Origin of the sequence: Salinimicrobium xinjiangense DSM 19287 (assembly GCF_000423585.1) — a bacterium.
GTDB lineage: Bacteria > Bacteroidota > Bacteroidia > Flavobacteriales > Flavobacteriaceae > Salinimicrobium > Salinimicrobium xinjiangense.
In genome coordinates, this window is record NZ_AUIG01000033.1 from 1 (window position 1) to 23,640 (window position 23,640).

Here is a 23,640-nt window from a genome sequence, read left to right on the forward strand (position 1 = left end):
AATCACTCCAGCCAAAACCTTCCTTTAAAGACATCATCCCCACCAAAGTCTTCACTGAGGCATTGGGACGACCGGTAGAGGAAAAAAGAACAGCAAATTTTTCTTCATCAATCCTGGAAACAAAGTATTTATAAAAAATATTGTACCAGGCCTTTGGATCGTTTAGCTTCTTATCTTTCTTGTCATCAAGCAATTGGCCAAAACCAGAGAAGAGATCTGATTGAGAAGAATCCTGAGTTTTTCTAAACATGATAGTACATTGGAAAGTGGTTTAAAGATAATCCATTCTTAGAATTAATTGAAGTAAATTTGTTTTTAGAGTGGACTCAACCTTGAACTATAAATATAGATCGATAAGTCCCTCCGGTGTTTTCACGAAGATCGTCTTGTTCTTCTTATCCACTTTGATCAGAAAATGATCGTTCATGGGAATGAGGACCTGTTTACCGTCTTTTTCAATTTCGAACAGGGCCTGGGTGGTGGTGTCGTTGATTCCGGTGAGGGTGCCTACGGTTCCGTAAAGTTCATCCTCCACCCTGAAGCCTATTATTTCATGGAAATAGAACTGATCTTCACTAAGCTCGGGCAGGAGGTTTAGTGGGAGGTATATGTCGCATTTCATGAGATCTTCTGCGTCCTCTTCTGTGTCCACTTCTTCAAACTTTACCCTTAGGAGGTTGCTTTTTTGGAGAGAACTTCTTTCAATAAAAAATGGAACCAGATTATTGTCGTATTCGACAAAAACTGATTCCATTTCTAAATAACTTTCGGGTTCATCGGTATCGAGTTTGATCAATACCTCTCCCTTAAAACTGAATTTACTAACGATCCTGCCAAGATAGAAACACTCTTCCTTTGTCATTGCTCGTTAGAATGAAAATTTAAGATCCGGTTTGGTCTTTTTTTTCTTCAGCCTTCGCTTCTTCAGCAGTAGCCTCATCCACTCCTTTCGCAGCAGCAGCTTCCTGGTCTATTGTTGTTTTCTCAACTTCAGGTTGTGCAGCAGTTTCAGTTTCTTCAGTTGTTTCCTCAACTTCAGGTTGTGCAGCGGCAGCGGCTTCAGCTTCGCGTTTAGCGTTAACTTCTTTTTCAGCCTCAAGAGCTTTAGCTTTAGCAGCTTCCTGCTCTTTAGTTAAATTCTCTTTCTTAGCGTCAACTTTTCCTTCTTTTTCCTCTACCCAGGCATTGAATTTCTCATCTGCTTGTTCTTGAGTCAAAGCGCCTTTTCTAACACCACCAGCAAGGTGATTTTTAAGAAGTACTCCTTTGTAAGACAGGATAGCCTTTGCAGTTTCTGTAGGCTGTGCACCATTCTGTAACCATTGTACAGATTTGTCAACATTGATTTCAATTGTTGCAGGATTGGTGGTTGGATTATAGATTCCTAATTTTTCAAGAAATCTACCATCTCTTCTAGCGCGGGCATCCGCAGCTACGATCCAGAAAAAAGGCTTCCCTTTTTTACCGTGTCTTTGTAATCTGATCTTTACAGGCATAAAAATTAATTTGTGGGGTTCCCGACCCCGGTTATTAATGAGGGGGCAAAGATACTATTATTTTTTATTGTAAATTAAGTAGTTATAAGAATTTCTTCTACTCGTTTTTTTAGTGTCTGTTTTTGTTTTTAATTTTTTCAACTTAATCCGTTAATATGAGCTTAAAGGCTGTTAAACATGAGGTTTGCTTCGTGTAAGTGCCTTATATTTAAAGAGAAAGAGAAAAAAATTGCTAACAAAAAATATGAGCTATGAGTAAGACAAAAGAAATGGCAGGCAAATTAAATGAGCTGCTGGAAAAGACCTATGATTCCGAAAAAGGTTTCAAAAATGCAGCAGAAGATGTCAGGAATCCGCGTTTAAAAAGCTTTTTTAAAGATAAAGCGATGCAGCGATACGATTTTGGTCATGAATTAAAAACCGAAATAAAGAATCTGGGAGAATCTCCCGATAAAGGCAGCAGTCTAACCGGTGATGCCCACAGAGCCTGGATGGATCTTAAGGCGGCATTTTCTTCAGATAATGAAGAAGCAATACTGGAGGAGGCTATAAGAGGTGAGAAGGCAGCTGTTGCCGATTATAATGAGGTGATCAACAGATCGGAATTACCACCTTCGACGATCAACTTACTTATCAAACAACGTAATGCTATTGAGCGCACCTTGAATGAAGTCAAAGGCCTCGAAGAAGCTTTTGATTAAAAGAATACATTAATATGCGCTCCCGGCTGAGTGCTGAGCGCTGGAAAAGAGGTTTCAAAAATGATATTTTTGGGACCTCTTTTTTCGTTAATAATTCCTGAAAACTTTCCCTGCCGATACATCTTTTTATACTTATTTTTACCTCTTTAAAATGTTCCTAAAGTAGTGGTTGGTGTTGAAAATCAGCCCGAAAGCTTCTAAATAGATATTATGTACCTTATTTTTGATACTGAAACCACCGGACTTCCCAAGCGCTGGGATGCACCATTGACTGACAGTGATAACTGGCCGAGATGTATACAGATCGCCTGGCAATTACATGATGATATGGGGCGGGTGATCGAGCATCAGGATTACCTGGTACAGCCCGATGGTTTTAATATTCCCTATGATGCAGAAAAAGTACACGGAATTTCAACCGAACTCGCTACAGAGCAGGGGGTAAGTCTCCAGGAAGTACTGGAAAAGTTCAATATTGCCCTGTTGAAGTCGAAATTCGTGGTGGGACAGAATGTTGGATTTGATGTGAACATCATGGGAGCCGAATTTCACCGGCTTCAAATGGAAAATAAATTACCTGAGCTTCCCGTGCTGGATACCTGTACAGAGGTAACGGCACAACTTTGCTGCATTCCCGGGGGAAGGGGAGGAAAATTTAAACTTCCCACACTAACCGAACTGCATGAATTTTTATTCCACGAGCCTTTTGCTGAAGCGCATAATGCAACAGCCGATGTTGAGGCGACCACCCGCTGTTTCCTGGAATTAATCAGGAAACGCGTCTTCACTTCCGAGGAACTGGATGCCAGACCCGGTTATTTTGAGAATTTTTCAGAAGTAAATCCGCAGCCCATAAAGCTCATTGGTCTCAAGCACATCAACCTTAAGGAAGCTTCGGCAGAGATAAGGAAGAGACTTCAGAAGAAAGAGGATAAGGGAATATCTTCCGCAGAGATTAAAGAAAATCTGGAGAAACTTGATGAGGTTGCTTTTTCACACCTGCACAACCACAGTCAGTTTTCTATTCTGCAATCTACAATCAGTATCAAAGATCTTGTAGATGCTGCAGGAAAACAGAATATGCCGGCAGTTGCACTTACAGATCATGCCAACATGATGGGAGCTTTCCACTTCGTAAAGGAAGTGGGAGCATATAATAAAGGTGTCAAGGCAAAAAATGCGGCAGCGACAGAAAATGGAGAGGCCGCCGGTGCCCGGGAATTAAAAGCTATAATTGGCTGTGAATTCTTTGTGTGCGAAAATCATAAGGATAAATCCCGCAAAGACAACGGCTATCAAATCGTTTTACTTGCGAAGAATAAAAAAGGTTATCACAACCTCGCCAAGATGTCTTCCATCGCCTATACAGAAGGATTTTATTACGTGCCTCGAATTGACAGGGAAGTCATCAGGAAATACAAGGAAGATATAATTGTATTAACCGGAAATCTTTACGGGGAAGTACCCGGTAAGATCCTCAACGTCGGGGAGAATCAGGCTGAGGAAGCCCTCCTGTGGTGGAAGCAGGAATTCGGGGAGGACCTTTACGTGGAATTAATGCGCCACAATCAGGAAGATGAGAACAGGGTGAATCCTGTTTTGGTGGAGCTGGCAAAAAAACATGAAGTCAAACTGGTTGCTTCCAATAATACTTATTACTGTGAGCAGGAAGATGCCAATGCGCACGATATTTTACTTTGTGTGAAGGATGGTGAGAAGCAGGCAACGCCTATTGGCCGTGGCCGAGGTTACAGGTATGGGCTTCCAAATAGTGAATATTATTTTAAGAGCGGCGAGGAGATGAAGGCGCTTTTCAAGGACCTGCCGGAAGCTATTTCGAATGTTCAGGAGGTTGTGGATAAGATTGAGCCTTACGAATTGGCTAGAGATGTACTGCTGCCTGCCTTTACCATTCCAGAGAAATTTATTGTAGCTGAGGATGCTGTTGACGGTGGAAAAAGAGGAGAGAACGCTTACCTTAAACATATTACCTATGTGGGTGCCGAAAAACGATATGGAGAAATTACTCCAGCAATTAAGGAGCGGCTTGATTTTGAGCTTTCTGTAATTGAAAACACAGGTTATCCCGGTTACTTCCTTATTGTGGAGGATTTTATAAGGGAAGCCCGGAACATGGATGTGTCTGTAGGGCCCGGCCGTGGATCTGCAGCGGGAAGTGCTGTGGCTTATTGCCTGGGGATCACAAATATCGACCCCATTAAATATGACCTGCTTTTTGAGAGATTCCTGAATCCCGATCGTGTAAGTATGCCCGATATTGATATCGACTTCGATGATGAAGGCCGAAGCAGGGTAATGGATTATGTAATTCAGAAATATGGGGCAAACCAGGTGGCACAAATTATCACCTATGGTACCATGGCTGCCAAATCTTCTATCAGAGACACGGCAAGAGTACTGGATCTTCCGCTAAATGAAGCCGACAGAATTGCCAAGCTCATACCAAATACCAAGCTTTCGAAGATCTTTGGTATGGATGAAAAAGAATTGCGAAGCAGCTTTAGAAGTGAGGAGCTTGATAAGGTTAATGAACTGCTCAACATAGCCGAGGGAGATGACCTGGAGGCGCAAACCATCAACCAGGCAAGGATCCTCGAAGGATCTGTTAGGAATACGGGAATTCACGCCTGTGGGGTGATCATTACACCGAGTGACATCACCAATTTCGTCCCTGTGGCCGTCGCAAAGGATTCCGATCTTTATGTGACCCAGTTTGACAACTCGGTTGTAGAAAGTGCCGGGCTGCTTAAAATGGACTTTTTGGGACTCAAGACCCTTACGCTGATAAAGGACACTGTGAAGATCGTAAAGGGACGTCATAATATAGATCTCGATCCCGACAGTTTTCCGCTGGATGATGAGAAGACCTATGAGTTGTTCCAGCGGGGAGAAACAGTAGGGATCTTCCAGTACGAATCCCCGGGAATGCAGAAGCACATGAAGGACCTGAAGCCTACGGTCTTTGATGATCTTATTGCGATGAACGCGCTTTACAGGCCGGGACCTATGGAATATATTCCGAGTTTTATTGCACGTAAACACGGAGATGAGGAAATCGCTTATGACCTTCCCGATATGGAGGAATACCTGAAGGAGACCTACGGGATTACCGTCTACCAGGAGCAGGTGATGTTGCTTTCCCAGAAGCTGGCCGGTTTTACGAAAGGTGAAGCAGATGTACTGCGGAAGGCAATGGGGAAAAAGATCTTTGCCCTGCTGGAAGAGCTTAAGCCAAAGTTTCTAAATGGGGGAGAAGCCAAAGGTCATCCGCGGGAAGTACTTGAAAAGATCTGGAAAGACTGGGAAGCTTTTGCTGCTTATGCTTTTAACAAATCCCACTCAACCTGTTATGCCTGGATAGCCTATCAGACAGCTTATTTAAAAGCCCATTATCCTGCCGAATATATGGCTGCGGTTCTTTCCAATAACATGAATGATATTAAGCAGGTGACCTTCTTCATGGAGGAGTGCAAGCGTATGAAGCTAAATGTTCTTGGGCCAGACGTTAATGAATCCTACTACAAGTTCTCTGTAAACAAGGAAAATGCTGTAAGGTTTGGAATGGGAGCCATTAAAGGAGTGGGGGCGGGAGCCGTTGCGACCATTGTGGAGAACAGGAAAGAAAAAGGCCCTTACAGATCCATTTTTGACATGGCAAAAAGGATAGATTTGAGGGCAGCCAACAAGAAGGCTTTTGAAAACCTTGCTCTTGCGGGAGGATTTGACAGCTTTGGAGACACGCACCGTGCGCAGTATTTCCATGATGAGGGCGATGGAATCACCTTTTTGGAAAAGGCGGTAAAATATGCTGCTAAATATCAGGAAAATGAGAATTCGGCTCAGGTGAGTCTTTTTGGGGATACCAGTGAAGTGCAGATCCCCGAACCTGTGGTGCCACCCTGCGAAGAGTGGGGAACCATGGAGAAGCTTAAGCGTGAAAGGGAAGTTGTAGGGATCTATATCTCGGGTCATCCCCTGGATGATTTCAAAACTGAACTTAAATATTTCTGCAATGCGGTTCTTACCGACTTTTCTGATCTACATGAGGTGGTGAACAAGGAATTGACCTTTGGGGGAGTAATAAGTGATGTGCAACATCGTACGAATAAACAGGGACAGGGCTGGGCGAGTTTCATCGTGGAAGATTATTCAGATAGCTATGAGTTCAGGATGTTCAAAGAGGAATATTTAAAATACAGGCATTTCCTGGTCCCCAATTCTTTTATTCATGCCAAGGTGTTCATACGTGAAGGTTATCCAAACCGCGAAACCGGCAAAAAAGGAGATCCGCGTATGCAGTTCAATAATATTCAGCTGCTACATGACGTAATGGAGACCTATGCAAAGAAACTCACCATACAGTTAAATATTGATGAGCTTAAGGAAGAGCAGATATTGTTTCTGGAAGATATTTTCAAAAACCACAGCGGGGAAAACCGGCTCAATTTTGTGGTTTACGAAATGAAAGAGAGGATTAAATTACATATGCCCAGCCGTAAGCAAAAGGTGAGGATCTCACAGGAGCTTCTTAGTGCCCTTGAAGAGCAGCAGGTGCTTTATAAACTCAATTAAAAATTCACGTTAGTACAGGTATAAAAAAATTCCGGCAGCTATGGCCGGAATTTTTTTTCTGTTAGCTCTTCCCGCTTATTTGGTAAGTTCAAAATATACCAGTACCAGTGCAGAAATAGCCGTAATAATAATAAAGGAAAGGATAAGACCTAAAATGGCTTTTTGAATCATTGAAAAATCTGATGTTTGATCTTTCCAGAGCTGAGTTAAGGCTGTCATTGTAATAATTTTTTAAGGGGTAAAAATGTTTGAATTTCTAGTGATTTTGAATTACTTACAGCTTAAATTTACAAAAGGAACAGGAGATATTTTAGTCTTTTATTAACAAAACGATAAAGAGTGACTAATTTCGGTTTAGGGAATAAAAGGCTTTTTTAAAGTAGGTAAATTCTTACAATTTCTATATTATGGCTTTGAAGTTGAAGTGAATTTTTAGAAACAAAATTTCCCTCATTTTTGTTTAAGGATGAATAGGAATTGAATGTATTTCAACTCAAAATGTTCTCACTAAAAGGGGTGAAGAAAAGACTAAATCTTCATTGGTATAGGAGCTTGTAATAAGTAAATAGCTAAATCTGATATCTGCCAACAGTCATTTGGAGAGATTTTTGCCTATTTTTACATAAACGAAATAAACTAAAAATAAAATATTATGGCTTTAGAGATAACTGATGCAACTTTCGAAGAAAAAGTGCTTAAAAGTGATAAACCTGTTATGGTAGATTTTTGGGCAGCCTGGTGCGGACCCTGTAGAATGGTAGGTCCTATCATTGATGATATCAGCAAGGAATATGAAGGGAAAGCAGTAGTAGGTAAGCTTGATGTAGATGCTAACCAGGAATTTGCTGCCAAATATGGAGTTAGAAACATTCCTACTGTTTTGATCTTTAAAAATGGAGAAGTAGTTGGAAGACAGGTTGGAGTTGCTCCCAAGAATACATATGCAGAAGCACTTGATCAAGTGTTGTAAAAATAAAATTTGAGTGTAAAAAAGGTCTGTGGAGCAATTCACAGACCTTTTTTTGTTTAAGTATTGTGTCAGGGAAGAGATGCCGGACCGCTCCGCTTCCGTAATCCGGATCAAAATTCTTTCTGAAACTCCTGCAATGCTTCTTAAAAAGTTAAGTTCAGGGTAAACTGTCAGAAATTCATTAATTTCTTTTTTCAAGCGGTCGGCAATAATTAAAAAGCTTCCGCTATTTGGCGAAAGCTTTTTCCTCTTTGTGCAGGCATTTAATTACATTAGTAATCTTCAGAAGAGAATAACATGGATCTAGAGTACGAATTACATAAAGCCGGTGGTTTTCAAAATCTCGAACTTTTGGCCAAACAGGTGGTGGAAGGCTTCATATCGGGTTTGCATAAGAGTCCTTTCCATGGCTTTTCGGCTGAATTTGCCGAGCATAAGGTTTACAATGCCGGAGAGAGTACACGACATATTGACTGGAAGCTTTTTGCCAAGACAGACAAACTCTTTACAAAGCGTTATGAGGAGGAGACAAATTTGAGATGCCATTTGATCCTGGACAATTCTGCTTCCATGCATTATCCCGGGAAGAAGAAACAGAGATTGAATGACCTCAATAAAATAGGTTTCTCTGTTCTGGCTTCAGCCTGTCTCATGCAGATCCTTAAGAAACAGCGGGATGCTGTGGGATTAAGTATATACAGTGACAGGTATGAATACTATGCACCCGAAAAGGGCAGTGAACGCCACCGCCGCATGTTGTTGAACATCCTTGAGCAGACTCTGGAGCAACCGGTCTCCGGACAACCAACTAAAACTTATACCTATCTTCACCAGATAGCTGAGAAGATGAAACGGAGATCCCTGATCTTCTTTTTTTCGGATATGTTCCAGGATGAAGTAGAAGAGGAAAAGCTTTTTGATGCCTTGCGACATCTAAAATATAATAAACATGAACTGGTGCTATTCCATGTTTTTGATCTGAAAAAGGAACTGAGTTTTGAATTTGGAGAAGGGCCACAGCGATTTACAGATGTGGAGACCGGAGAAAAGATGGATCTGTATGCAGACAATGTCAAAGAAAGTTACCGGGAAGTGGTAGAAAACTATTTCGCCAAACTTAAACTGAAGTGCGCCCAATACGGGATCAAATATGTACAGGCAGACATAAATGAAAATTTTGACAGGGTGTTGTCCACCTATTTAGTTGAACGGCAGAAGTTTGTTTAAAGACACAAAAAAATGTTTCAAATATTTTCAAAAAAGGTTTGCGGAATTTAAAATGTGCTGTATATTTGCCCTCGCAATAAAGCAGTGGTCCGGAGGTTTAAATGGATTGCTGAAGTTCTTAAAAAATTAGTCCGGTAGTTCAGTTGGTTATCCCGAGTACTCGGGACTGCCTGTCACGAACCGGAGATGTTCTTAAAATATTGGTCTGGTAGTTCAGTTGGTTAGAATACCTGCCTGTCACGCAGGGGGTCGCGAGTTCGAGTCTCGTCCAGACCGCATCCGAAGTTTCGGAAGCAAAGAAGCTCCTCAAATTGGGGAGCTTTTTTTCGCTTTATAGTAAGTTGTGTTGTTTGTGGTAAGTCCTTGACTTACCTGGGTTTAGAAGTAAACCAATGAGAAGCTTTTCCTGTTTCAGGAAGGGCTTTTTTGTTTTGTAGAAGTTTTAACTTATTTGTGTAGATCTTATTTATTTCGATATCCTATTGGCACTCATGACAGGTTCACCTTCATAAATTATTTCAAAACCAGTTGTTCCGTCAATTTCCTTTAAAAATAAAAATGAATCTGTTCCTATACTTTCAACCTGGCCATCTCTCAATTTTCCCATAATAAATTCATCATCGTCCGTGGGTATTAAGTTCATGGTCATGAAAGTATTCTCATCAACAGGGGCCATTTTTAATAATAAGGTATTGTCGGATACTGAAATTTTAAATATTATCTCTGACTGATCCCATGGTTGGATTCCTTGATAAACACCTTCATATTCCCGAAGCTTGTTAGTATCTACTTTTACAGAAGAAAAGTCAGGTGGCGGCCAGGAGAGAATAGGAGTGTAGGGCCCTTTTTCCTTAAAAATGTTCAGCATATCCAGTTTATTCCAGATTAAGCTTCTGTGATTTCTTCCTCTTGAGTGGCTTTGGTAAACCACCATGGCATTTGAATGCGGAAAACTTATTCCTATGGTTCCATCATAACCGGTATGTGAGAACGAAAATGGCATTTTATCCTTGTCTTTATATTCATTAATGACCCAACCATACCCATATCCATGACTAAACGGCCCAAATCTCACCTGAGGTTTTAGAGCTGAAAGAATAGTTTCTCTTTCCAGAATCTGTTTTCCATTAATTTTTCCCTTTTCGAGCCAAAGCTCCATAAATTTAGCATAATCAAGTGCAGTCGAAAAGATGCCCCAGGCAGCCGGAAAAAAAACATATTCCTGGTTATCATTATTTTTCCAATATTTTACGTAGGTTTTACTGGAATCACTGTACTCATACCTGCTGTTTACTCTCCCGGCCCACTCGAAGTCAGGCGAAAAAGAGGTGTAGGTATTTTTCAGATTTAACGGCTCAATTATCTCGTCTTGAATAAAATTTTCCGCCTTTTTACCTGAAATTACCCCAATTATGTATCCCAATGCCGCATAATTAAAATCGGAATAGCTGTATTGTCCTAAAGGTCGGGCTGGCTTTTCCTTTGCCCAGTCTTTAACCCAAGCCCCAATATCTTTAAAGTTCTTAGTGTACCCCAGACCACTATACCCGCTGGAATGTGTAAGAAGATTAAAGATGGTTGTGCTGTCATTGGAATAGCCTGGTATATACTTTTTGACAGGATCCTGTAAATTCAACTTCTCATCCTCTATCAACATAAGAATAGCCGCTGAAACAAAAGGTTTGGTCATGGATTTGATGTTCCAGATCGAGTTGCGTTTTAGAGCCCTTTCCTCTTCTTTATCGGCCCAGCCAAAAGCTTCATGAAACACTACTTTATCATCTTTTATAATGAGTAGTTCGGCACCTACCAGCTCCCCGTCATCAACCCATTGTAGAATATCAGTACTAAGCTGTTGTAGACTTTGATCAGACAAACCTGCTTCTTCTGGATTTACATATTCGAAGTATGAATTTTCAACTCCGGGAAAGGTAGATGTATGAGGGACATTATTTTGAGCTAAAATTGCAGAATAAAAAAGGATGATCAACAGGTTAATAATAGCCTTTGCTGAAGTGTTCGTTAATTTGACCATAGGGAAACGTGTTAAGTCTATATGTAGCAGAAAAATATTGCGTGCATTTTGAATAACTGAATTTTCATCTTTTCGGGATTGATTCACAAATATGTAATCCTCAGTCGATTACCGCATTTAAATTACAAAAAATGCCATTTGAAAATTGTCAGAAATTAAATTTTTAGACCAGTAACCCACTTATGCAGTTGTAATGCACAATCCTCCTTAATCTTATTATAAACCATTAAAAACCTGATTGTGAAATTCTTATTTGTACTTCGAATAGCCTGAACGGTTTCATAATTTAAAATTTGGAGCTGAGGTGCAAATGGAGCTCAACCTCTAAAACGTTAAAAGACATACCTGCAGGTCTTCAGTGTACTGCAGTTCTAAACCAGAAGGGTTTTTCTGTTGCGGTTAGGAAATCTTCCCCTGTAGTGTTAGGTGTTGCTTTAAATTTAAAATTACTTGGAGAAATTTAAATTAGATATTCAATCGGCAGGCTTCACACTTAAATTACCGTAATACCATGATCAACAAATTTCAAAGTCCTAATTTCTTCATCACTTCCTCTTTATTAAATCTGTCATCAGACCGGATAATCTTCTTCTTTGGTTCATCTCTTTTTGTGGGGAAGCCTTGAGGGAAATCAATTTTTGCGAATTCAGAGCCATCTTCAAGATAGAGTGTTCCACTAACGTCTTCCTCACTTTCTGCACCTGCGAAATAGTAGCTTCCGGTTGCTTTGGAACTGAATTTATCAGAATCTGATTCTGTGGGCGCAATAAACTCTCCGCCATTTTCTTTAGTGAAGGAGTAATAAGATTCATTATCGAAATTTATTACCTCCTTCCCGTCCGGTGTTGTAAATAGCTCATACTTTCCTTTTGATTTCAATTCTTTATTCATAACATTTCTTATTTGATTCCCGGGTTTGTTTGACTACAATAATATACGCGGAATTTACTGATTAGTCAAGGGAAGGGTGTTGGATATTAGGGAATTAAGATAAGTTTAGTGCTGTAAGGAACTACAGCAACTAATAAGGAGGTGAACAGGATTTCTATAAGACAAGCTCAAAGGAACTTAACCTACCCGGAAAAGAGGAATATTTTATATATTCGGAAAAACGATCTTCTTCCTATGTTCAAACATTTACTGGTTTTTTTATTGTTCATACCCCAGGCGGGTGCCCAGATTCTTTCTGAAAGGGAACAGGCTGTCCTGGTAGATGAGATCCTGGAAGAAAGATATACGCAACTGCTTCCTGAATTAATGGACAGGGCTTCAATTGATATGTGGGTGCTTATCTCCCGGGAATACAACGAAGATCCCGTTTTGCGTACAATGCTTCCGGCTACCTGGCTCAATGCCCGCCGGCGAACCATTCTTGTCTTTCATCAGGACAGGGAGAAGGATACTCTCGAGCGTCTCGCGATAGCCAGATATGATATTGGAGATCACATTTCTTCGGCCTGGGATCCCGAAGCAGAGCCAGACCAGATGAAGGCGCTGCTGGATGTCATAACTGAAAGAGATCCGCAAAGGATTGGTTTGAATTATTCAGCAGATTTTAACATCGCTGACGGAATTGTAAAAACAGATTATGACTTATTCATGGAAATACTGCCGCCTCATTTCCGGGAGCGGGTAGTTTCAGCCGAAGAGCTTGCTGTGGGATGGATAGAAACCCGTTCTAAAAAGGAAATGGAACTCTATAAGGAACTGGTGAGCATTACTAAAGATATAATTGAAGAAGCCTTTAGCTCAAAAGTTATCAATCCGGGTGTAACGACCACAGATGATGTGGTGTGGTGGATGAGACAAAAAGTTACTGAGCTGGGGCTCGAGACCTGGTTTCATCCTACGGTAGATATACAAAGGAAGGAGGAAGAGCTTAAAGACCATATTGAGGCTTTTTCTGCAGGTTATGGAGATAAGGTCATTCTGCCGGGCGACCTGCTTCACTGCGACTTCGGAATTTTTTATTTAAGACTTAATACCGATTGTCAGCAACACGCATATGTATTAAAAGAAGGTGAAACTGCTGCGCCTGATTTCCTGCAAGAGGCACTCAAAAAGGGAAACCGGCTGCAGGATATTCTTACCTCAAATTTTAAAACCGGAAGAACAGGGAATGAAATTTTATTAAAGTCTCTTAAAGAGGCGAAGGCAGAGGAACTTCAACCTTCCATTTACACCCATCCACTTGGTCTTTATGGACATTCGGCAGGACCTACTATAGGGATGTGGGATGCTCAGGAGGGGGTTCCGGGCGCCGGGGATTATCCTATATATCCAAATACCGTGTACGCCATTGAACTTAATACCACGGTTAACGTTCCGGAATGGAATAAAGATATTCGAATTATGCTGGAGGAAGCCGGCTTCTGGGGAGAAGATGGCTTTGAGTATGTCAATGGAAGACAAACCGACTTTTTGCTTGTGAATCTGGAATAGGAAATCACTACGTCTTCAGAATCTACCAAAAATGATAATATTAAAAAGCTCCTGCACAGGGAGTTGCCTTCTTCTTTTATTTAAACCTGAAGTTTAAATAACCTGCTAATTTGCTGGTGCTGTTAAAGGAATTATAAGATTTTCTTAAGTCCAATTATTTGTGCTTGTAAAACTTATCTTTACTTTTTGGAAACTGGCTACAGCCATATCAGGTATCCAAACCGTCTTACAAGGCGGTATAAACGAGCAACATGACTAAAAATTCTAATCGAGGAAATACACCTTCGGGTGCGCCTGCCCTGGATTTTCAGCAAATGTTTGATGAATCTCCCATTGCCTTCTATAGCTGTGATACCCATGGGTTTCTTACCTATTTTAATAATGCTGCCGAAATCTTGTGGGGGCGATCTCCTGTTATTGGAGAAGACCGCTGGTGTGGGTCTTTTAAGCTAGTTCATCGGGATGGAACCTCTGTTCCTTCGGAAGAAACACCAATTGCATCACTCCTTCTGAAAGGAGAGCAGCCTGTGAAGCGGGAAATTAACATGCTGAGACCCGATGGTACTTTCAGGACTTTGGTTTCATACCCCCGGCAATTATTAGACAGGGAGGGCAAACTGCGGGGAGCTACCAATACGCTTATTGATATTTCTGAACAGGAAAAAGATCACCTGAAGCAGGCAACACTTTCAGCAATTATCAAGTCCTCAGATGACGCTATCATCAGCAAGAATCTCAACGGGGAAATTACCAGCTGGAATCCCGGTGCCCAACAAATTTTTGGTTATACTGAAGCTGAAGCTTTAGGCAAGTCCATAACAATGCTCATTCCCAAAGACCGGCTTAATGAAGAGGAAGAGATCATCAGCAATATTAAGAAAGGAAAAAAGGTAGATCATATTGAGACCATACGAATTGATAAATGGGGACGGGAGATTCCAATTTCCCTTACCGTTTCTCCTTTGAAGGATGCTTCGGGAAATATTATTGGTGCGTCTAAGGTTGCCAGGGATATATCAGATCGTACAAGGGCAGATGAAAAACAGGCGAGATTATCGGCTATTGTGGAATCCTCAAACGATGCGATCATCAGCAAGGATCTCGACGGCACCATTTTAAGCTGGAATAAAGGGGCGGAAAGGATCTTTGGTTATAAAGAAAATGAGGTGGTGGGGAAATCCATTACCATCCTTATTCCGCAGGAGAGATTAAGAGAAGAGTTTCACATCCTGGAAAAGGTCCGCAATGGAATTAGCCTCGACCATTTTGAAACTATTAGACAGCATAAGTCGGGTAGGGAGATCCCAATATCCATAACGGTTTCCCCTATCAAAGACAGTAAAGGGGTAATTATCGGGGCTTCAAAAGTTGCCCGGGATATTTCTTACCAGGTACAGGCACAGACCGCGAGAGAAAAATATACCCGAAATCTTGAGGTTTTAAATACTGTTGGAAAAAGTATTTCAGAAAATCTGGATGTGCAGGGAATTCTTCAGCGGGTTACAGATGCCACTACGAAACTAACAGGGGCAGCCTTCGGTGCATTTTTTTATAATAATGTGGACCGCGAAGGAAATACCTTCCGTCTTTTTACACTTTCGGGAGCCCCCCGGGAGGCGTTTGAGCATATGGCCATGCCGCGACATACAGAAATGTTCCTGCCTACTTTCGTAGAGAAGAAGGTGGTTCGAATTGCCGATGTACGAAATCATAGCAGCCATGGTAAGAATGCGCCTCATTTTGGAATGCCCAATGGACATTTTACTGTGGTAAGTTACCTCGCCGTTCCGGTGATCTCTAAATCGGGCGAAGTAATAGGTGGTTTGTTATACGGGCATCCTGAACCGGGAATTTTTACGGCAGAGCACGAATTACTCGTTATCAATATTGCTTCCCAGGCTGCAGTATCTCTGGATAATTCCAGACTTTTTGAACAGGTGAAATCCCTGAGTGATAAAAAAGACGAATTCATTGCCCTCGCAAGTCATGAATTGAAAACGCCGCTAACCACAATCAAAGGCTACCTGCAGGTGCTGGCGAAAAAGGAGCAGGATGAGCTTTCAGAATTGTTTCTAAGCAAATCCCTTAACCAGGTGGATAAACTGAATACTCTGGTGGAGGACCTTCTGAATATGTCAAGGATCGAGTCGGGCCGACTCGACTTTAATATTGAGGTCTTTGATCTTAAGCTTATGCTGGGAGAGATCATTGAAACTTTCAGCTGGTCTTCCCCGTCTCACGAAATAGTGGCCAATTTGGGGCAAACCCCGGCCTTAATAGAAGGAGACCGGCAGCGTATTGAGCAGGCAGTGCTTAATCTCATGACCAATGCGATCAAGTATTCTCCCCGGGCCGATAAAATATTTGTAAGCCTGGAAGTGGTGGGGGCAGTCGTGAGCGTCCGGGTGAGGGATGAAGGTATAGGCCTGACCCAATCTCAAAAAGAGCAGCTGTTCACCAGGTTCTACAGAGCCGAAGATACCAAAGGCATCAGCGGACTGGGATTAGGTTTGTACCTAACCAAGCAGATCATTGACAGGCACAATGGAAAGATTGAGGTGTCAAGTGAATATGGAAAGGGATCGGAGTTTTGCTTCAGCCTTCCGCTTAAAATAGAAAAGATTAAAAAACGAAAGGCAGTTTAACGGTAAGAGACCTGAACAATTTGCTGTTAAAATGTCATTTTTGAAACCTATAGCTATGAAAGAGATTTTTATTGTTGAAGATGATGACGGGATTCGTGAGTTGATAGAATTCCTGCTGGTGAGTCAGCAGTACTCGGTAAAGACTTTCCCTACCGCCCGGGCTTTTAATAAAACCGTACCCGGGGAAATTCCCGACCTTTTTCTGTTGGACATCATGTTACCCGATGGCAACGGACTGGATATTTGTAAGGATCTAAAAAAAGACACCGCAACCCGCAGCGTCCCTGTAGTACTAATGTCCGCTCACGCAGATATCAGCAGGATGGAAGGTGCAGATGACTTTATCGCCAAGCCTTTTGACGTTGATGAATTACTGCAGAGAATCGAGAAGCAGTTAGCGGGAAGTTAGTGATCAGTGATCGGTGATTAGTGATCAGTGATTAGTGATCAGGAAATTTGAGGATGTGGTGATTTGAGAATTTGATGATGAAGGTATGGTTATGTTTCAATTAACAAATTCGTCGCACTCCCTGCGGCGCTTGCAAAGACGTTGCAAATTTTTTACGTCTTTGCGAACCTGCCTGCCGGCAGGCAGGGGAGCTTTTTTAGCGACTGAAGCAATCTGCTTCCTGAGATGTAGTGAAAAAACTTTGTAGTTGAAAGTGTAAAATTACATGCCATCACGAGATTGCCGCGCTCCCTGCAGTCGCTCTCAAAGACGATTTAAATAATAAACAGCCAACCATCAGAAAGATCCTTCCATTCAGGATTTTGTTCGAAGATCATTTTTTCTTTTTTAGAACGACTTCCTGCCTTTATTTTTTTCTCCAATGCTATGGCTTCATTGATATTTGTAAATTCCTGGTAGAATACCAATTTATCACAGTTGTACTTTGAAGTAAATCCTTTGTAAGCCTTGGTTTTGTGCTGATAAACTCTTTTGATGAGATTTGAAGTAAGGCCAGTATAAATCACCGTGTTGTGAGAATTAGTCATCATATAGGTATAGGAGAAATCCATCCTATCAATTTATCAAATTTTCCTTACTTACGTATTTGTGAACCTGTCTGCCGGCCAGGCAGGGGAGCTATTTTAGCGACTAGAGCAATCTGCTTCCTGAGATATAGAGAAAAAACTTTGTAGTTGAAATTATAAAAGTACATACCATCATGAGATCGCCACGCTCCCTGCGGTCGCTCGCAAAGACGTTGCAAATTTTTTATGTTTTTGTGAACCTGTCTGCCGGCCAGGCAGGGGAGCTTTTTTAGCGACTAAAGCAATCTGCTTCCTGAGATGTAGTGAAAAAACTTTTTAGTTTCAATTGTAAAATTACATACCTTCATGAGATTGCCACGCTCCCTGCAGTCGCTACCATTGACGTATTTTAAGGCACAAACGTCATATTCCTTCGCTAGAAATTTTTTTTCCAGAGTCTCGCAAAGACGTTTCGAATTATTGGGTGAGAACAGCAGGCCTACACCTCATCATGAGATTGCCGCGCTCCCTGCAGTCGCTCGCAAAGACGTTACATAGAAAAGTCGGCTTGAAAATGTGCTAAAAAATTCTTTTTTGAGTAGTCCTTTTCACCGGAATATCAACCATTCTATCATTATACCACACATAATAACCTTCCCTGGTGATAAGGCTATTCAGCCAGGGCACATCTTTAAGTTCGGGAATGGGTTTATTGAGCAGGGGGTTCTCTCCTCCTGAAGTTGTGAGCTGCTCGGTTACGATCACATAATCCTTCTTCTCTTCAAGTCCCAGCCGAATAGGGTGTTCATCGGCAAGGTTGAAGAGTCCGTAGGGGGGATCCATCATTTCGGCCATCAGGTGGATCTTGCCGTTCGTTACGCCATATAGATCTGCCTCCCGTACAAATTCAGAAAGTTGTCCGAAGTATTCATTGACGCTACTTACCCTGATGATAAGGGTGGAAAAACTGATCTTAAGTCTTTCCCGATCGAGATATTCAATAAGTTCACTCATGGCCGGGGGAGGTGTATGTAATTCTACTTCATATAAACGGTAAACTAAACAATTAAGTACCGGTAAATTCCGGCTGAATTAAAAAAGAATGGGCTGCCGAAAGAACTTTTTCCGCAGGTATGAACCTTACGTGAAAACTCCTTCCGGGCAGCCCACCAACTATCAACAGTTGTTTATGTATTAGGACAATTTAGCGCGAATTTCGTCTTTGTTGTCTCTTATGAGCGTGTAAGCAAAATAACCTGCACCGGCAATAGCACCCCATTTAAGAAGGCTTCCGGTCCACTGTATACCTTTTTTAGCAGCCCATAATTTTGCTACTTTTTCACCTGCATCTTTTGCATTTCTCTTTAAGTCCATTTTTTCGGTTTTTTAGATTCAGATACAATATCGTGAAGAATGCAGCTTCTTTCCGTTAAAGGCTTATCAAATAACAGTTTTTTAACCCTTGTTTTTTAACTGGCAGGTCAATTCCCCTAAAAGTGCAGGTTCGTCATCGTCAATTAATTGTTGTTTATCTAAAAATGGGGCATAGCCGGTTGTACTTCACTGGTTTTTAGGTAATTTGGGGATGAACCAATACCGACTAAAATGAAAATAATTAAAACTTTAGGCTTATTTTTTACTATGCTGATGCTCCTGGCCGCCTGTGAGGAGAGACAGGAGACTACTGCCGAAGCTGAAATGGCAGGCGTCGAAACACCAAATCCCGACGAAGCCATGGAAGGCTGGCGTGAGGCCTGGAATGCCAATGATGCGCAGCGCCTCAAGGATTATGCGGCAGATGATGCTGTACTCCTAATGTACGGTCAAAGAATTTCGGGAGATGAATTAAATTCCTGGATGGATACTACAGCCTCCTGGATGCGGGATCTTCGCACCGAATCACTAATGAACGAAAAAGGAGATAATTTTGCCTGGGAATCGGGAACCTATAACCACGGAACCTCTGAAAATGATACGCTTCAAATGAGCGGCACCTATACACTTATCTGGCACCGCGCCGATGATCAAAATGATGGTGACTGGAAAATAAGAGTGATGGATATTTCTCCTGAACAACAACCCATGCAGCAACCGGAATAAAAAGCTGACACAGGCTAACCAGCCAAACCGGAAAATCCCTTGCCGATCATTCAGTGAGGGTTTTTCTTTTTAGTGCGCAGTAAGCAGTGTTTAGTAGGCAGTAAGGAAATTAGAATTACGATTTTAGAAGTACGAAGTTTTGATGAACAAGCACCAAATTCCAGGCACCAAATTCCAGGCACCAAATTCCAAAGTGAAGTTAGAATTACGATTTTAGAAGTACGAAGTTTTGAAGAGGACAGAGGGCAGAGGACAGGAAGTTAGAAGTATGAATTTCGAAATCTAAAAATCTCAGGATCAATACTTTTTAAAATTCTGAATTCTATTAATTAACATCATTCTAACATCGGTTGAAGTTTTTTTTAATAATTTCAGGCATTTAGTAACCAAATATTTGCGTCATGAAGAAAATAATCCTTTTAATGTCGCCCCAATCAGTTTCCTACCTACTCCCCCTACTATTTTTTGTGTTACTTACCGGCTGCGAGAAAGAAGCAGTGCCGGAGATTTTTGATTCCTCTGTGGATCTCCAAACCAGAGCCAGTAATCCGGCCGACGGCAAAATGAATACCTTTTATGGTCCGGCTGAAGCGTTCAACGGTGGAGTAGTGCGGGCTATGGTCACTATGACCCGGGACGGAGTTCCCGTGGAAATTGGGGTACGCATTTCAGAAAAGATCCTGGAAGGTCTTCCCATGGAACATCAGGTAATTACACTTGACTTGCCAAACAAAATGGATGGCCTGGCGTTTGACCACATAGATTTGGACTGGAATCCTGGGGGGCATGAGCCTTTCTTCTATGAATTTCCTCATTTTGATGTGCATTTTTATATGATCTCTGAGGAAGAAAAAATGCAGATAACAGAATCAGACAAGGCTGCTAATTTCCCGACATCGGATTATTTACCTGAAGATTATTTTACAGCAGATCCTGTAGAGATGGTTCCCTTTATGGGTGTGCATTGGTTAGATTATAATGCTGCTGAACTTCCATGGAACGGCGGAGAAATGTTCACTCACACGCTTATTTATGGAACCTATGATTATGAGGTGATCTTTATAGAACCTATGATTACCTTAGATTACCTTGTAAATCATGCAGATGGTACCGAATTTAATATTGCCCAGCCTGAAAAATTTGGAAGAAGTGGTTATTATCCAACCACCTACAAAATGTATTACGACGCTAAGCACAAAGATTACGTGATAAGCATGGGAGATATGAAGTGGTATGATTGACAATAAACAAAAATAGTGGTCAGTGGTCAGTATCTCCCCCGCTGAACAGCGGGATTACCGCGGATTATGACTGTAGAAGATTTTGTGTGGATAGGAAAAAAAGCCCCGGAAAGGCGAAATATCGGAAGCCCGGTGTTTTATCACCGGGATCAAAAAATGCCCCCTCCAAAAAGAGCCCCGGAGGGGCGACATATTTGCGATTGCATTTACATCATTATTTTTAGTCATATGATAGTGTTCAGAGATTTTAAGAAAAAAAACCTTGAACCTTGAATTTTGAATCCCTTTTTACCCCCCCGCCCCCTTAAAGGGGGAGAAGGGAATTTGAAGTTAGAAATACGATTTTAGAAGTACCAAGTTTGACTGAGTCTCAATACTCAATACTCAATACTCAATACTCAATACTTTTTATAATCTTGAATCAATATTCCGGAATATTCTTTCCCAGTATAAAATCTCTCTGAACCACAGCCATGTTCTCTTTCTGCTGCAGCTTTAGCACTCCTTTCCCTCCGCCGCGCCATTCTCCTTCTGCGGGAAATTTATAATTTTTCAACAGGGGATCACCCTCGAAAAAATAGGATTCGAGCCAGTAATATTTACCGTCGGGTTCCAGGATGTATGGGTGGATGTGGGCAGGTTCGGTGCGGCTGGGATATGATTTAGGGATCTGGGTATAAAAAGTGTATTTCCCATCCTTTCCGGTCTTGGTCCAGCCGCGCAGATAGCCGTGTCGCTTTTCCCAGCCCTGCTCTCCGCCGCGGGTGGGGTAGATGCCTTCTGCATTGGTGTGGTGGATGTACAGGATCACGCCCTCTGCCGGAGTCTCCCCATCGGGTTCATAGATGGTACCGGTGAGCTTGAGCTTATCGGCGGCCGACTCAAACTCAGGAAGCGTATCCACAGCACTTAGTTCTCTGTCTCCATATTCAAACACTGCTTCACAACCCTCACAGGCTCCGCCCACCAGGCGCGTATCGGTCTGCTGCGAATTTGCGCAGGCAGTGAAACTAAGGGCCATCAATAGAAAAATAAATTTCATAATTCAGCTTTTTGTGAAGGTAAATTAGTGAAAATCCACTACTTATGTGTTTTGGGGATAAAGAAAAGAATTAGTAACACCTGTCAAAAATGAGGTTTTGCAGGATCTTATAATTTGGTGGTTGAACTTAGGAAGAAAAGCCATACAGAAATCGCTTAAATTTCTGTTGTCGGTAGGTTCTTCGCTTGTCTCCGGAAATTCTTGAAATTCGTACCAGTCAGGAAAATAGAGAAGACCTGTATGTTCTGGAAAGAGCGGAATGCCATTCTCTGAAGGATAGAAATATTCTGTATCTATAAGTTTTTTGCGAAGAATTTTCTCCGCTTTTTCGGGGGAGAAATTTTCAGGATTAAGAAAAACAATATTTCCAAAGATTTTGTAATTGCCCTCATCCCGATGAAGGTACTGAAATGAAATATTACTCTTTTACGTTAAGAATTTCTGATTAAGATACCAGGAAAATAAGATTGTTCAAAAGAAGCCCTTATAAGAAATAGGAAAAGAGTTACAAATCTCTCCAAGATTTCCATTCTTGATAAATAATTGGGCTCCTTTTTCAAAGTTAAAAAGTCGGTAGAGATGATATTTATCGGATTTATATTCTGAAAACAACAACTCGTTTCGAGAGAAGAAAAAAGGAGTTTCTTTGCCGAGAGTTGTTGTTTTTACTTCCACATATTTATCTGTCCCATCCAAATTTTTTGATAGTATATCAAACCCAGCCCCATCTCCTTCTTCTTGAGAGATCCACTTTACCTCTTCAGCTAATTTTTCCTTTCCAGTTTTTATTAAGTGCCATTTCTCATATTCCAGGATAAATTTTTCACCTAAGGCACCAAGCTTCGAATTTTTCTGTTCTTTTTCCAGATAATTAATCTTAATAGGATTTCGATTATAGGCAGAAGGTGGTTCAGAGACAGCAGAAATGGCCGGGGCGTTAACAATGAGTTTGTTGAAATTATGTTGTCCCGAGATTCGAGGTACCTTGTCAACATAGAGCTTAAATTTTTTTTCAATGGAGTTGTTGAGAATTAAATAGTCGATCACTTTTTCCTCCAAAATCTTCTGGTAATTATAACGAGGCAGGTACCCTCGAATATAGAGTTGTCCCAGATTTATTAAAACTGCACTTATATTCTGATGTTTAAATTCAATGGACCCTTCAGATCTATTGTTAAGTAAAGGCATTAAGGTTCTTCTATGTTCTGCCTTAGAATAATTTTCATCTGCCAGTTCTGCTGCCAACATAGAAAAGTAGTCAGCTACAATTAACTCAACTTCTAATTCGGACCAGCTCATAAAATCTGTAGTCTTTTTAATAATCTTTTTTTTCAGGAATAACTCCTCTCACACCTCCTCTAGGATTTTCAACATCTTTATCGTAACGAGGAATAATATGGATATGGCAATGAGGGACCGTTTGACCTGCAGTTTCATTTATATTAATACCGATATTAAATCCTGAAGGGGAATATTCTTTTACTAAATCTGCTTGAATCTTATTTACCATAAACCAGCAGGCAGATTGTTCTTGAAAATTTAATTCAAAGTAATTAGAGACTTTCTTTTTTGGGATGATTAGGGTATGACCTTTTGATACAGGAAATTTATCTTCTATAACAAATACTGTGGCCATTTCTCCTTTTTGTTTTTTGGTCTCATCATCAGCAAAAAAAGGGGAAATCTCTTCTTTGCCTTTATTTAAATACGCGTAATGCTGATATTCATAGATCTCTACATTCTCATTTTTATACACGGATCTAAAAGGAAGAATCACATTGCATTGGTAAGTTTCTTTTTTATGAATTTTATGGAATCTAAAGCCTGGTTTTTCAATGTCCCGTCGTACTGCAAAATAAGCCTTGCCTCCATAATTCAGCAACTTTGAAATTTCATTAATTACTGTGGCTTGTTCTTGAGGTAAGAGAACGTTTAAAACGTAGAGACAAATGATAGTGTCAAATTTGCCATTAGGATAGTTACTGAAGTAGTAAGGATCATAGCCTTCGATATCAATTTTATGGTTTTTAAGTACTTCAACATCTTTCCCTAAACCACAGCCAAAATCTAACACCTCCCCATTTAAAAGATCTCTTTCTTTAAGTATCCTTGCAGGAAAAGAAAGTTTATCCCTTTCTTTTGCAGTAAAGTGGCTATATGGATTTTTCATTTT

Annotated in this window: 21 protein-coding genes and 1 tRNA gene; 10 read left to right on the plus strand and 12 right to left on the minus strand. The window is 41.0% G+C overall.

The features are described from left to right. The 3 genes from G564_RS19220 to G564_RS0112070 form a co-directional block, all read right to left on the minus strand. Positions 1 to 250: hypothetical protein (locus tag G564_RS19220; protein ID WP_029037370.1), on the minus strand; the 250-nt coding region annotated here is incomplete at its 3' end. 87 nt (positions 251 to 337) lie between these two features. Continuing rightward, positions 338 to 862 (minus strand): ribosome maturation factor RimM, encoded by a 525-nt coding sequence (gene rimM / locus G564_RS0112065; RefSeq protein ID WP_029037892.1) that lies wholly within the window; start codon positions 860 to 862, stop codon positions 338 to 340. A 19-nt stretch (positions 863 to 881) separates the two neighbouring features. Then, the gene (locus tag G564_RS0112070; protein WP_029037893.1) at positions 882 to 1,496 is read right to left on the minus strand and encodes a 30S ribosomal protein S16; all 615 of its coding nucleotides are present in this window, start codon (positions 1,494 to 1,496) and stop codon (positions 882 to 884) included. Between the two features lie 251 nt (positions 1,497 to 1,747). On the opposite strand from G564_RS0112070, the gene G564_RS0112075 reads away from it, so the two are divergent. Together G564_RS0112075 and dnaE are read left to right on the plus strand one after the other, a co-directional pair. Further along, positions 1,748 to 2,197 (plus strand): ferritin-like domain-containing protein, encoded by a 450-nt coding sequence (locus tag G564_RS0112075; RefSeq protein WP_029037894.1) that lies wholly within the window; start codon positions 1,748 to 1,750, stop codon positions 2,195 to 2,197. A 210-nt stretch (positions 2,198 to 2,407) separates the two neighbouring features. Further along, on the plus strand, positions 2,408 to 6,790 hold the full coding sequence (dnaE, locus tag G564_RS0112085; RefSeq protein ID WP_029037895.1) for a DNA polymerase III subunit alpha: 4,383 nt from the start codon (positions 2,408 to 2,410) through the stop codon (positions 6,788 to 6,790). A gap of 75 nt (positions 6,791 to 6,865) precedes the next feature. Here the strand turns inward: dnaE and G564_RS20325 are convergent, their stop codons facing one another. Beyond that, a complete protein-coding gene (locus tag G564_RS20325; RefSeq protein ID WP_156879227.1) occupies positions 6,866 to 7,009 on the minus strand; it encodes a hypothetical protein in 144 nt (47 codons plus the stop codon). Between the two features lie 433 nt (positions 7,010 to 7,442). On the opposite strand from G564_RS20325, the gene trxA reads away from it, so the two are divergent. The 3 genes from trxA (at position 7,443) to G564_RS0112115 (ending at position 9,263) form a co-directional block, all read left to right on the plus strand. Beyond that, positions 7,443 to 7,760, plus strand: a complete 318-nt coding sequence (gene trxA / locus G564_RS0112095; protein ID WP_029037896.1) for a thioredoxin — start codon at positions 7,443 to 7,445, stop codon at positions 7,758 to 7,760. A 297-nt stretch (positions 7,761 to 8,057) separates the two neighbouring features. After that, positions 8,058 to 8,987, plus strand: a complete 930-nt coding sequence (locus G564_RS0112105) for a DUF58 domain-containing protein (RefSeq protein WP_029037897.1) — start codon at positions 8,058 to 8,060, stop codon at positions 8,985 to 8,987. A 202-nt stretch (positions 8,988 to 9,189) separates the two neighbouring features. Continuing rightward, positions 9,190 to 9,263, plus strand: a tRNA-Asp gene (locus tag G564_RS0112115). A gap of 190 nt (positions 9,264 to 9,453) precedes the next feature. Here the strand turns inward: G564_RS0112115 and G564_RS0112120 are convergent. Both G564_RS0112120 and G564_RS0112125 read right to left on the minus strand, forming a co-directional pair. Beyond that, on the minus strand, positions 9,454 to 11,022 hold the full coding sequence (locus tag G564_RS0112120; protein WP_029037898.1) for a serine hydrolase domain-containing protein: 1,569 nt from the start codon (positions 11,020 to 11,022) through the stop codon (positions 9,454 to 9,456). Positions 11,023 to 11,547: 525 nt separating this feature from the next. Beyond that, positions 11,548 to 11,913: a hypothetical protein gene (locus tag G564_RS0112125; RefSeq protein WP_029037899.1), complete on the minus strand. Its 366-nt coding sequence runs from the start codon at positions 11,911 to 11,913 to the stop codon at positions 11,548 to 11,550. Between the two features lie 234 nt (positions 11,914 to 12,147). On the opposite strand from G564_RS0112125, the gene G564_RS0112130 reads away from it, so the two are divergent. The 3 genes from G564_RS0112130 (at position 12,148) to G564_RS0112140 (ending at position 16,518) form a co-directional block, all read left to right on the plus strand. Then, positions 12,148 to 13,464 (plus strand): M24 family metallopeptidase, encoded by a 1,317-nt coding sequence (locus tag G564_RS0112130; protein WP_029037900.1) that lies wholly within the window; start codon positions 12,148 to 12,150, stop codon positions 13,462 to 13,464. Between the two features lie 251 nt (positions 13,465 to 13,715). After that, positions 13,716 to 16,109 carry a PAS domain S-box protein gene (locus tag G564_RS19225; RefSeq protein ID WP_156879228.1) on the plus strand — a complete coding sequence of 798 codons (2,394 nt, stop codon included), beginning with the start codon at positions 13,716 to 13,718 and terminating at the stop codon, positions 16,107 to 16,109. A 55-nt stretch (positions 16,110 to 16,164) separates the two neighbouring features. Then, positions 16,165 to 16,518 (plus strand): response regulator transcription factor, encoded by a 354-nt coding sequence (locus tag G564_RS0112140; RefSeq protein WP_029037901.1) that lies wholly within the window; start codon positions 16,165 to 16,167, stop codon positions 16,516 to 16,518. Between the two features lie 314 nt (positions 16,519 to 16,832). Here the strand turns inward: G564_RS0112140 and G564_RS0112145 are convergent, their stop codons facing one another. The 3 genes from G564_RS0112145 to G564_RS0112155 form a co-directional block, all read right to left on the minus strand. Beyond that, positions 16,833 to 17,129, minus strand: a complete 297-nt coding sequence (locus G564_RS0112145; RefSeq protein ID WP_029037902.1) for a GIY-YIG nuclease family protein — start codon at positions 17,127 to 17,129, stop codon at positions 16,833 to 16,835. 534 nt (positions 17,130 to 17,663) lie between these two features. Beyond that, the gene (locus tag G564_RS0112150; RefSeq protein WP_029037903.1) at positions 17,664 to 18,098 is read right to left on the minus strand and encodes a hypothetical protein; all 435 of its coding nucleotides are present in this window, start codon (positions 18,096 to 18,098) and stop codon (positions 17,664 to 17,666) included. Positions 18,099 to 18,278: 180 nt separating this feature from the next. Then, entirely contained in the window at positions 18,279 to 18,458 is a 180-nt protein-coding gene (locus tag G564_RS0112155; RefSeq protein WP_029037904.1) for a hypothetical protein, read from the minus strand. Positions 18,459 to 18,689: 231 nt separating this feature from the next. On the opposite strand from G564_RS0112155, the gene G564_RS0112160 reads away from it, so the two are divergent. Continuing rightward, on the plus strand, positions 18,690 to 19,184 hold the full coding sequence (locus G564_RS0112160) for a YybH family protein (protein WP_029037905.1): 495 nt from the start codon (positions 18,690 to 18,692) through the stop codon (positions 19,182 to 19,184). Positions 19,185 to 19,585: 401 nt separating this feature from the next. Next, the gene (locus tag G564_RS19230; RefSeq protein WP_156879229.1) at positions 19,586 to 20,425 is read left to right on the plus strand and encodes a DUF5602 domain-containing protein; all 840 of its coding nucleotides are present in this window, start codon (positions 19,586 to 19,588) and stop codon (positions 20,423 to 20,425) included. Positions 20,426 to 20,846: 421 nt separating this feature from the next. Here G564_RS19230 and G564_RS0112175 read toward each other — a convergent pair whose 3' ends face one another. From G564_RS0112175 to G564_RS0112185, 3 genes are all read right to left on the minus strand, one after another. Beyond that, a complete protein-coding gene (locus G564_RS0112175; RefSeq protein WP_029037906.1) occupies positions 20,847 to 21,467 on the minus strand; it encodes an intradiol ring-cleavage dioxygenase in 621 nt (206 codons plus the stop codon). A gap of 471 nt (positions 21,468 to 21,938) precedes the next feature. Further along, entirely contained in the window at positions 21,939 to 22,766 is an 828-nt protein-coding gene (locus G564_RS19235) for a DUF3883 domain-containing protein (RefSeq protein WP_037373964.1), read from the minus strand. A gap of 16 nt (positions 22,767 to 22,782) precedes the next feature. Then, complete coding sequence (locus G564_RS0112185; protein WP_029037907.1) at positions 22,783 to 23,637, minus strand: HIT family protein; 855 nt, start codon at positions 23,635 to 23,637, stop codon at positions 22,783 to 22,785. Between the last annotated feature and the right edge of the window lie 3 nt (positions 23,638 to 23,640).

Coding starts and splice junctions, on each gene's coding strand:
- G564_RS0112155 (WP_029037904.1), bottom strand. CDS start 18,458: ATGGACTTAAAGAGAAATGCAAAAGATGCAGGTGAAAAAGTAGCAAAA.
- G564_RS0112120 (WP_029037898.1), bottom strand. CDS start 11,022: ATGGTCAAATTAACGAACACTTCAGCAAAGGCTATTATTAACCTGTTG.
- G564_RS20325 (WP_156879227.1), bottom strand. CDS start 7,009: ATGACAGCCTTAACTCAGCTCTGGAAAGATCAAACATCAGATTTTTCA.
- G564_RS19235 (WP_037373964.1), bottom strand. CDS start 22,766: ATGAGCTGGTCCGAATTAGAAGTTGAGTTAATTGTAGCTGACTACTTT.
- G564_RS19225 (WP_156879228.1), top strand. CDS start 13,716: ATGACTAAAAATTCTAATCGAGGAAATACACCTTCGGGTGCGCCTGCC.
- G564_RS0112140 (WP_029037901.1), top strand. CDS start 16,165: ATGAAAGAGATTTTTATTGTTGAAGATGATGACGGGATTCGTGAGTTG.
- G564_RS0112105 (WP_029037897.1), top strand. CDS start 8,058: ATGGATCTAGAGTACGAATTACATAAAGCCGGTGGTTTTCAAAATCTC.
- trxA (WP_029037896.1), top strand. CDS start 7,443: ATGGCTTTAGAGATAACTGATGCAACTTTCGAAGAAAAAGTGCTTAAA.
- G564_RS0112160 (WP_029037905.1), top strand. CDS start 18,690: ATGAAAATAATTAAAACTTTAGGCTTATTTTTTACTATGCTGATGCTC.
- G564_RS0112150 (WP_029037903.1), bottom strand. CDS start 18,098: ATGAGTGAACTTATTGAATATCTCGATCGGGAAAGACTTAAGATCAGT.
- G564_RS0112185 (WP_029037907.1), bottom strand. CDS start 23,637: ATGAAAAATCCATATAGCCACTTTACTGCAAAAGAAAGGGATAAACTT.
- rimM (WP_029037892.1), bottom strand. CDS start 862: ATGACAAAGGAAGAGTGTTTCTATCTTGGCAGGATCGTTAGTAAATTC.
- G564_RS0112130 (WP_029037900.1), top strand. CDS start 12,148: ATGTTCAAACATTTACTGGTTTTTTTATTGTTCATACCCCAGGCGGGT.
- G564_RS0112145 (WP_029037902.1), bottom strand. CDS start 17,129: ATGGATTTCTCCTATACCTATATGATGACTAATTCTCACAACACGGTG.
- G564_RS0112075 (WP_029037894.1), top strand. CDS start 1,748: ATGAGTAAGACAAAAGAAATGGCAGGCAAATTAAATGAGCTGCTGGAA.
- G564_RS19230 (WP_156879229.1), top strand. CDS start 19,586: ATGAAGAAAATAATCCTTTTAATGTCGCCCCAATCAGTTTCCTACCTA.
- G564_RS0112175 (WP_029037906.1), bottom strand. CDS start 21,467: ATGAAATTTATTTTTCTATTGATGGCCCTTAGTTTCACTGCCTGCGCA.
- G564_RS0112125 (WP_029037899.1), bottom strand. CDS start 11,913: ATGAATAAAGAATTGAAATCAAAAGGAAAGTATGAGCTATTTACAACA.
- G564_RS0112070 (WP_029037893.1), bottom strand. CDS start 1,496: ATGCCTGTAAAGATCAGATTACAAAGACACGGTAAAAAAGGGAAGCCT.
- dnaE (WP_029037895.1), top strand. CDS start 2,408: ATGTACCTTATTTTTGATACTGAAACCACCGGACTTCCCAAGCGCTGG.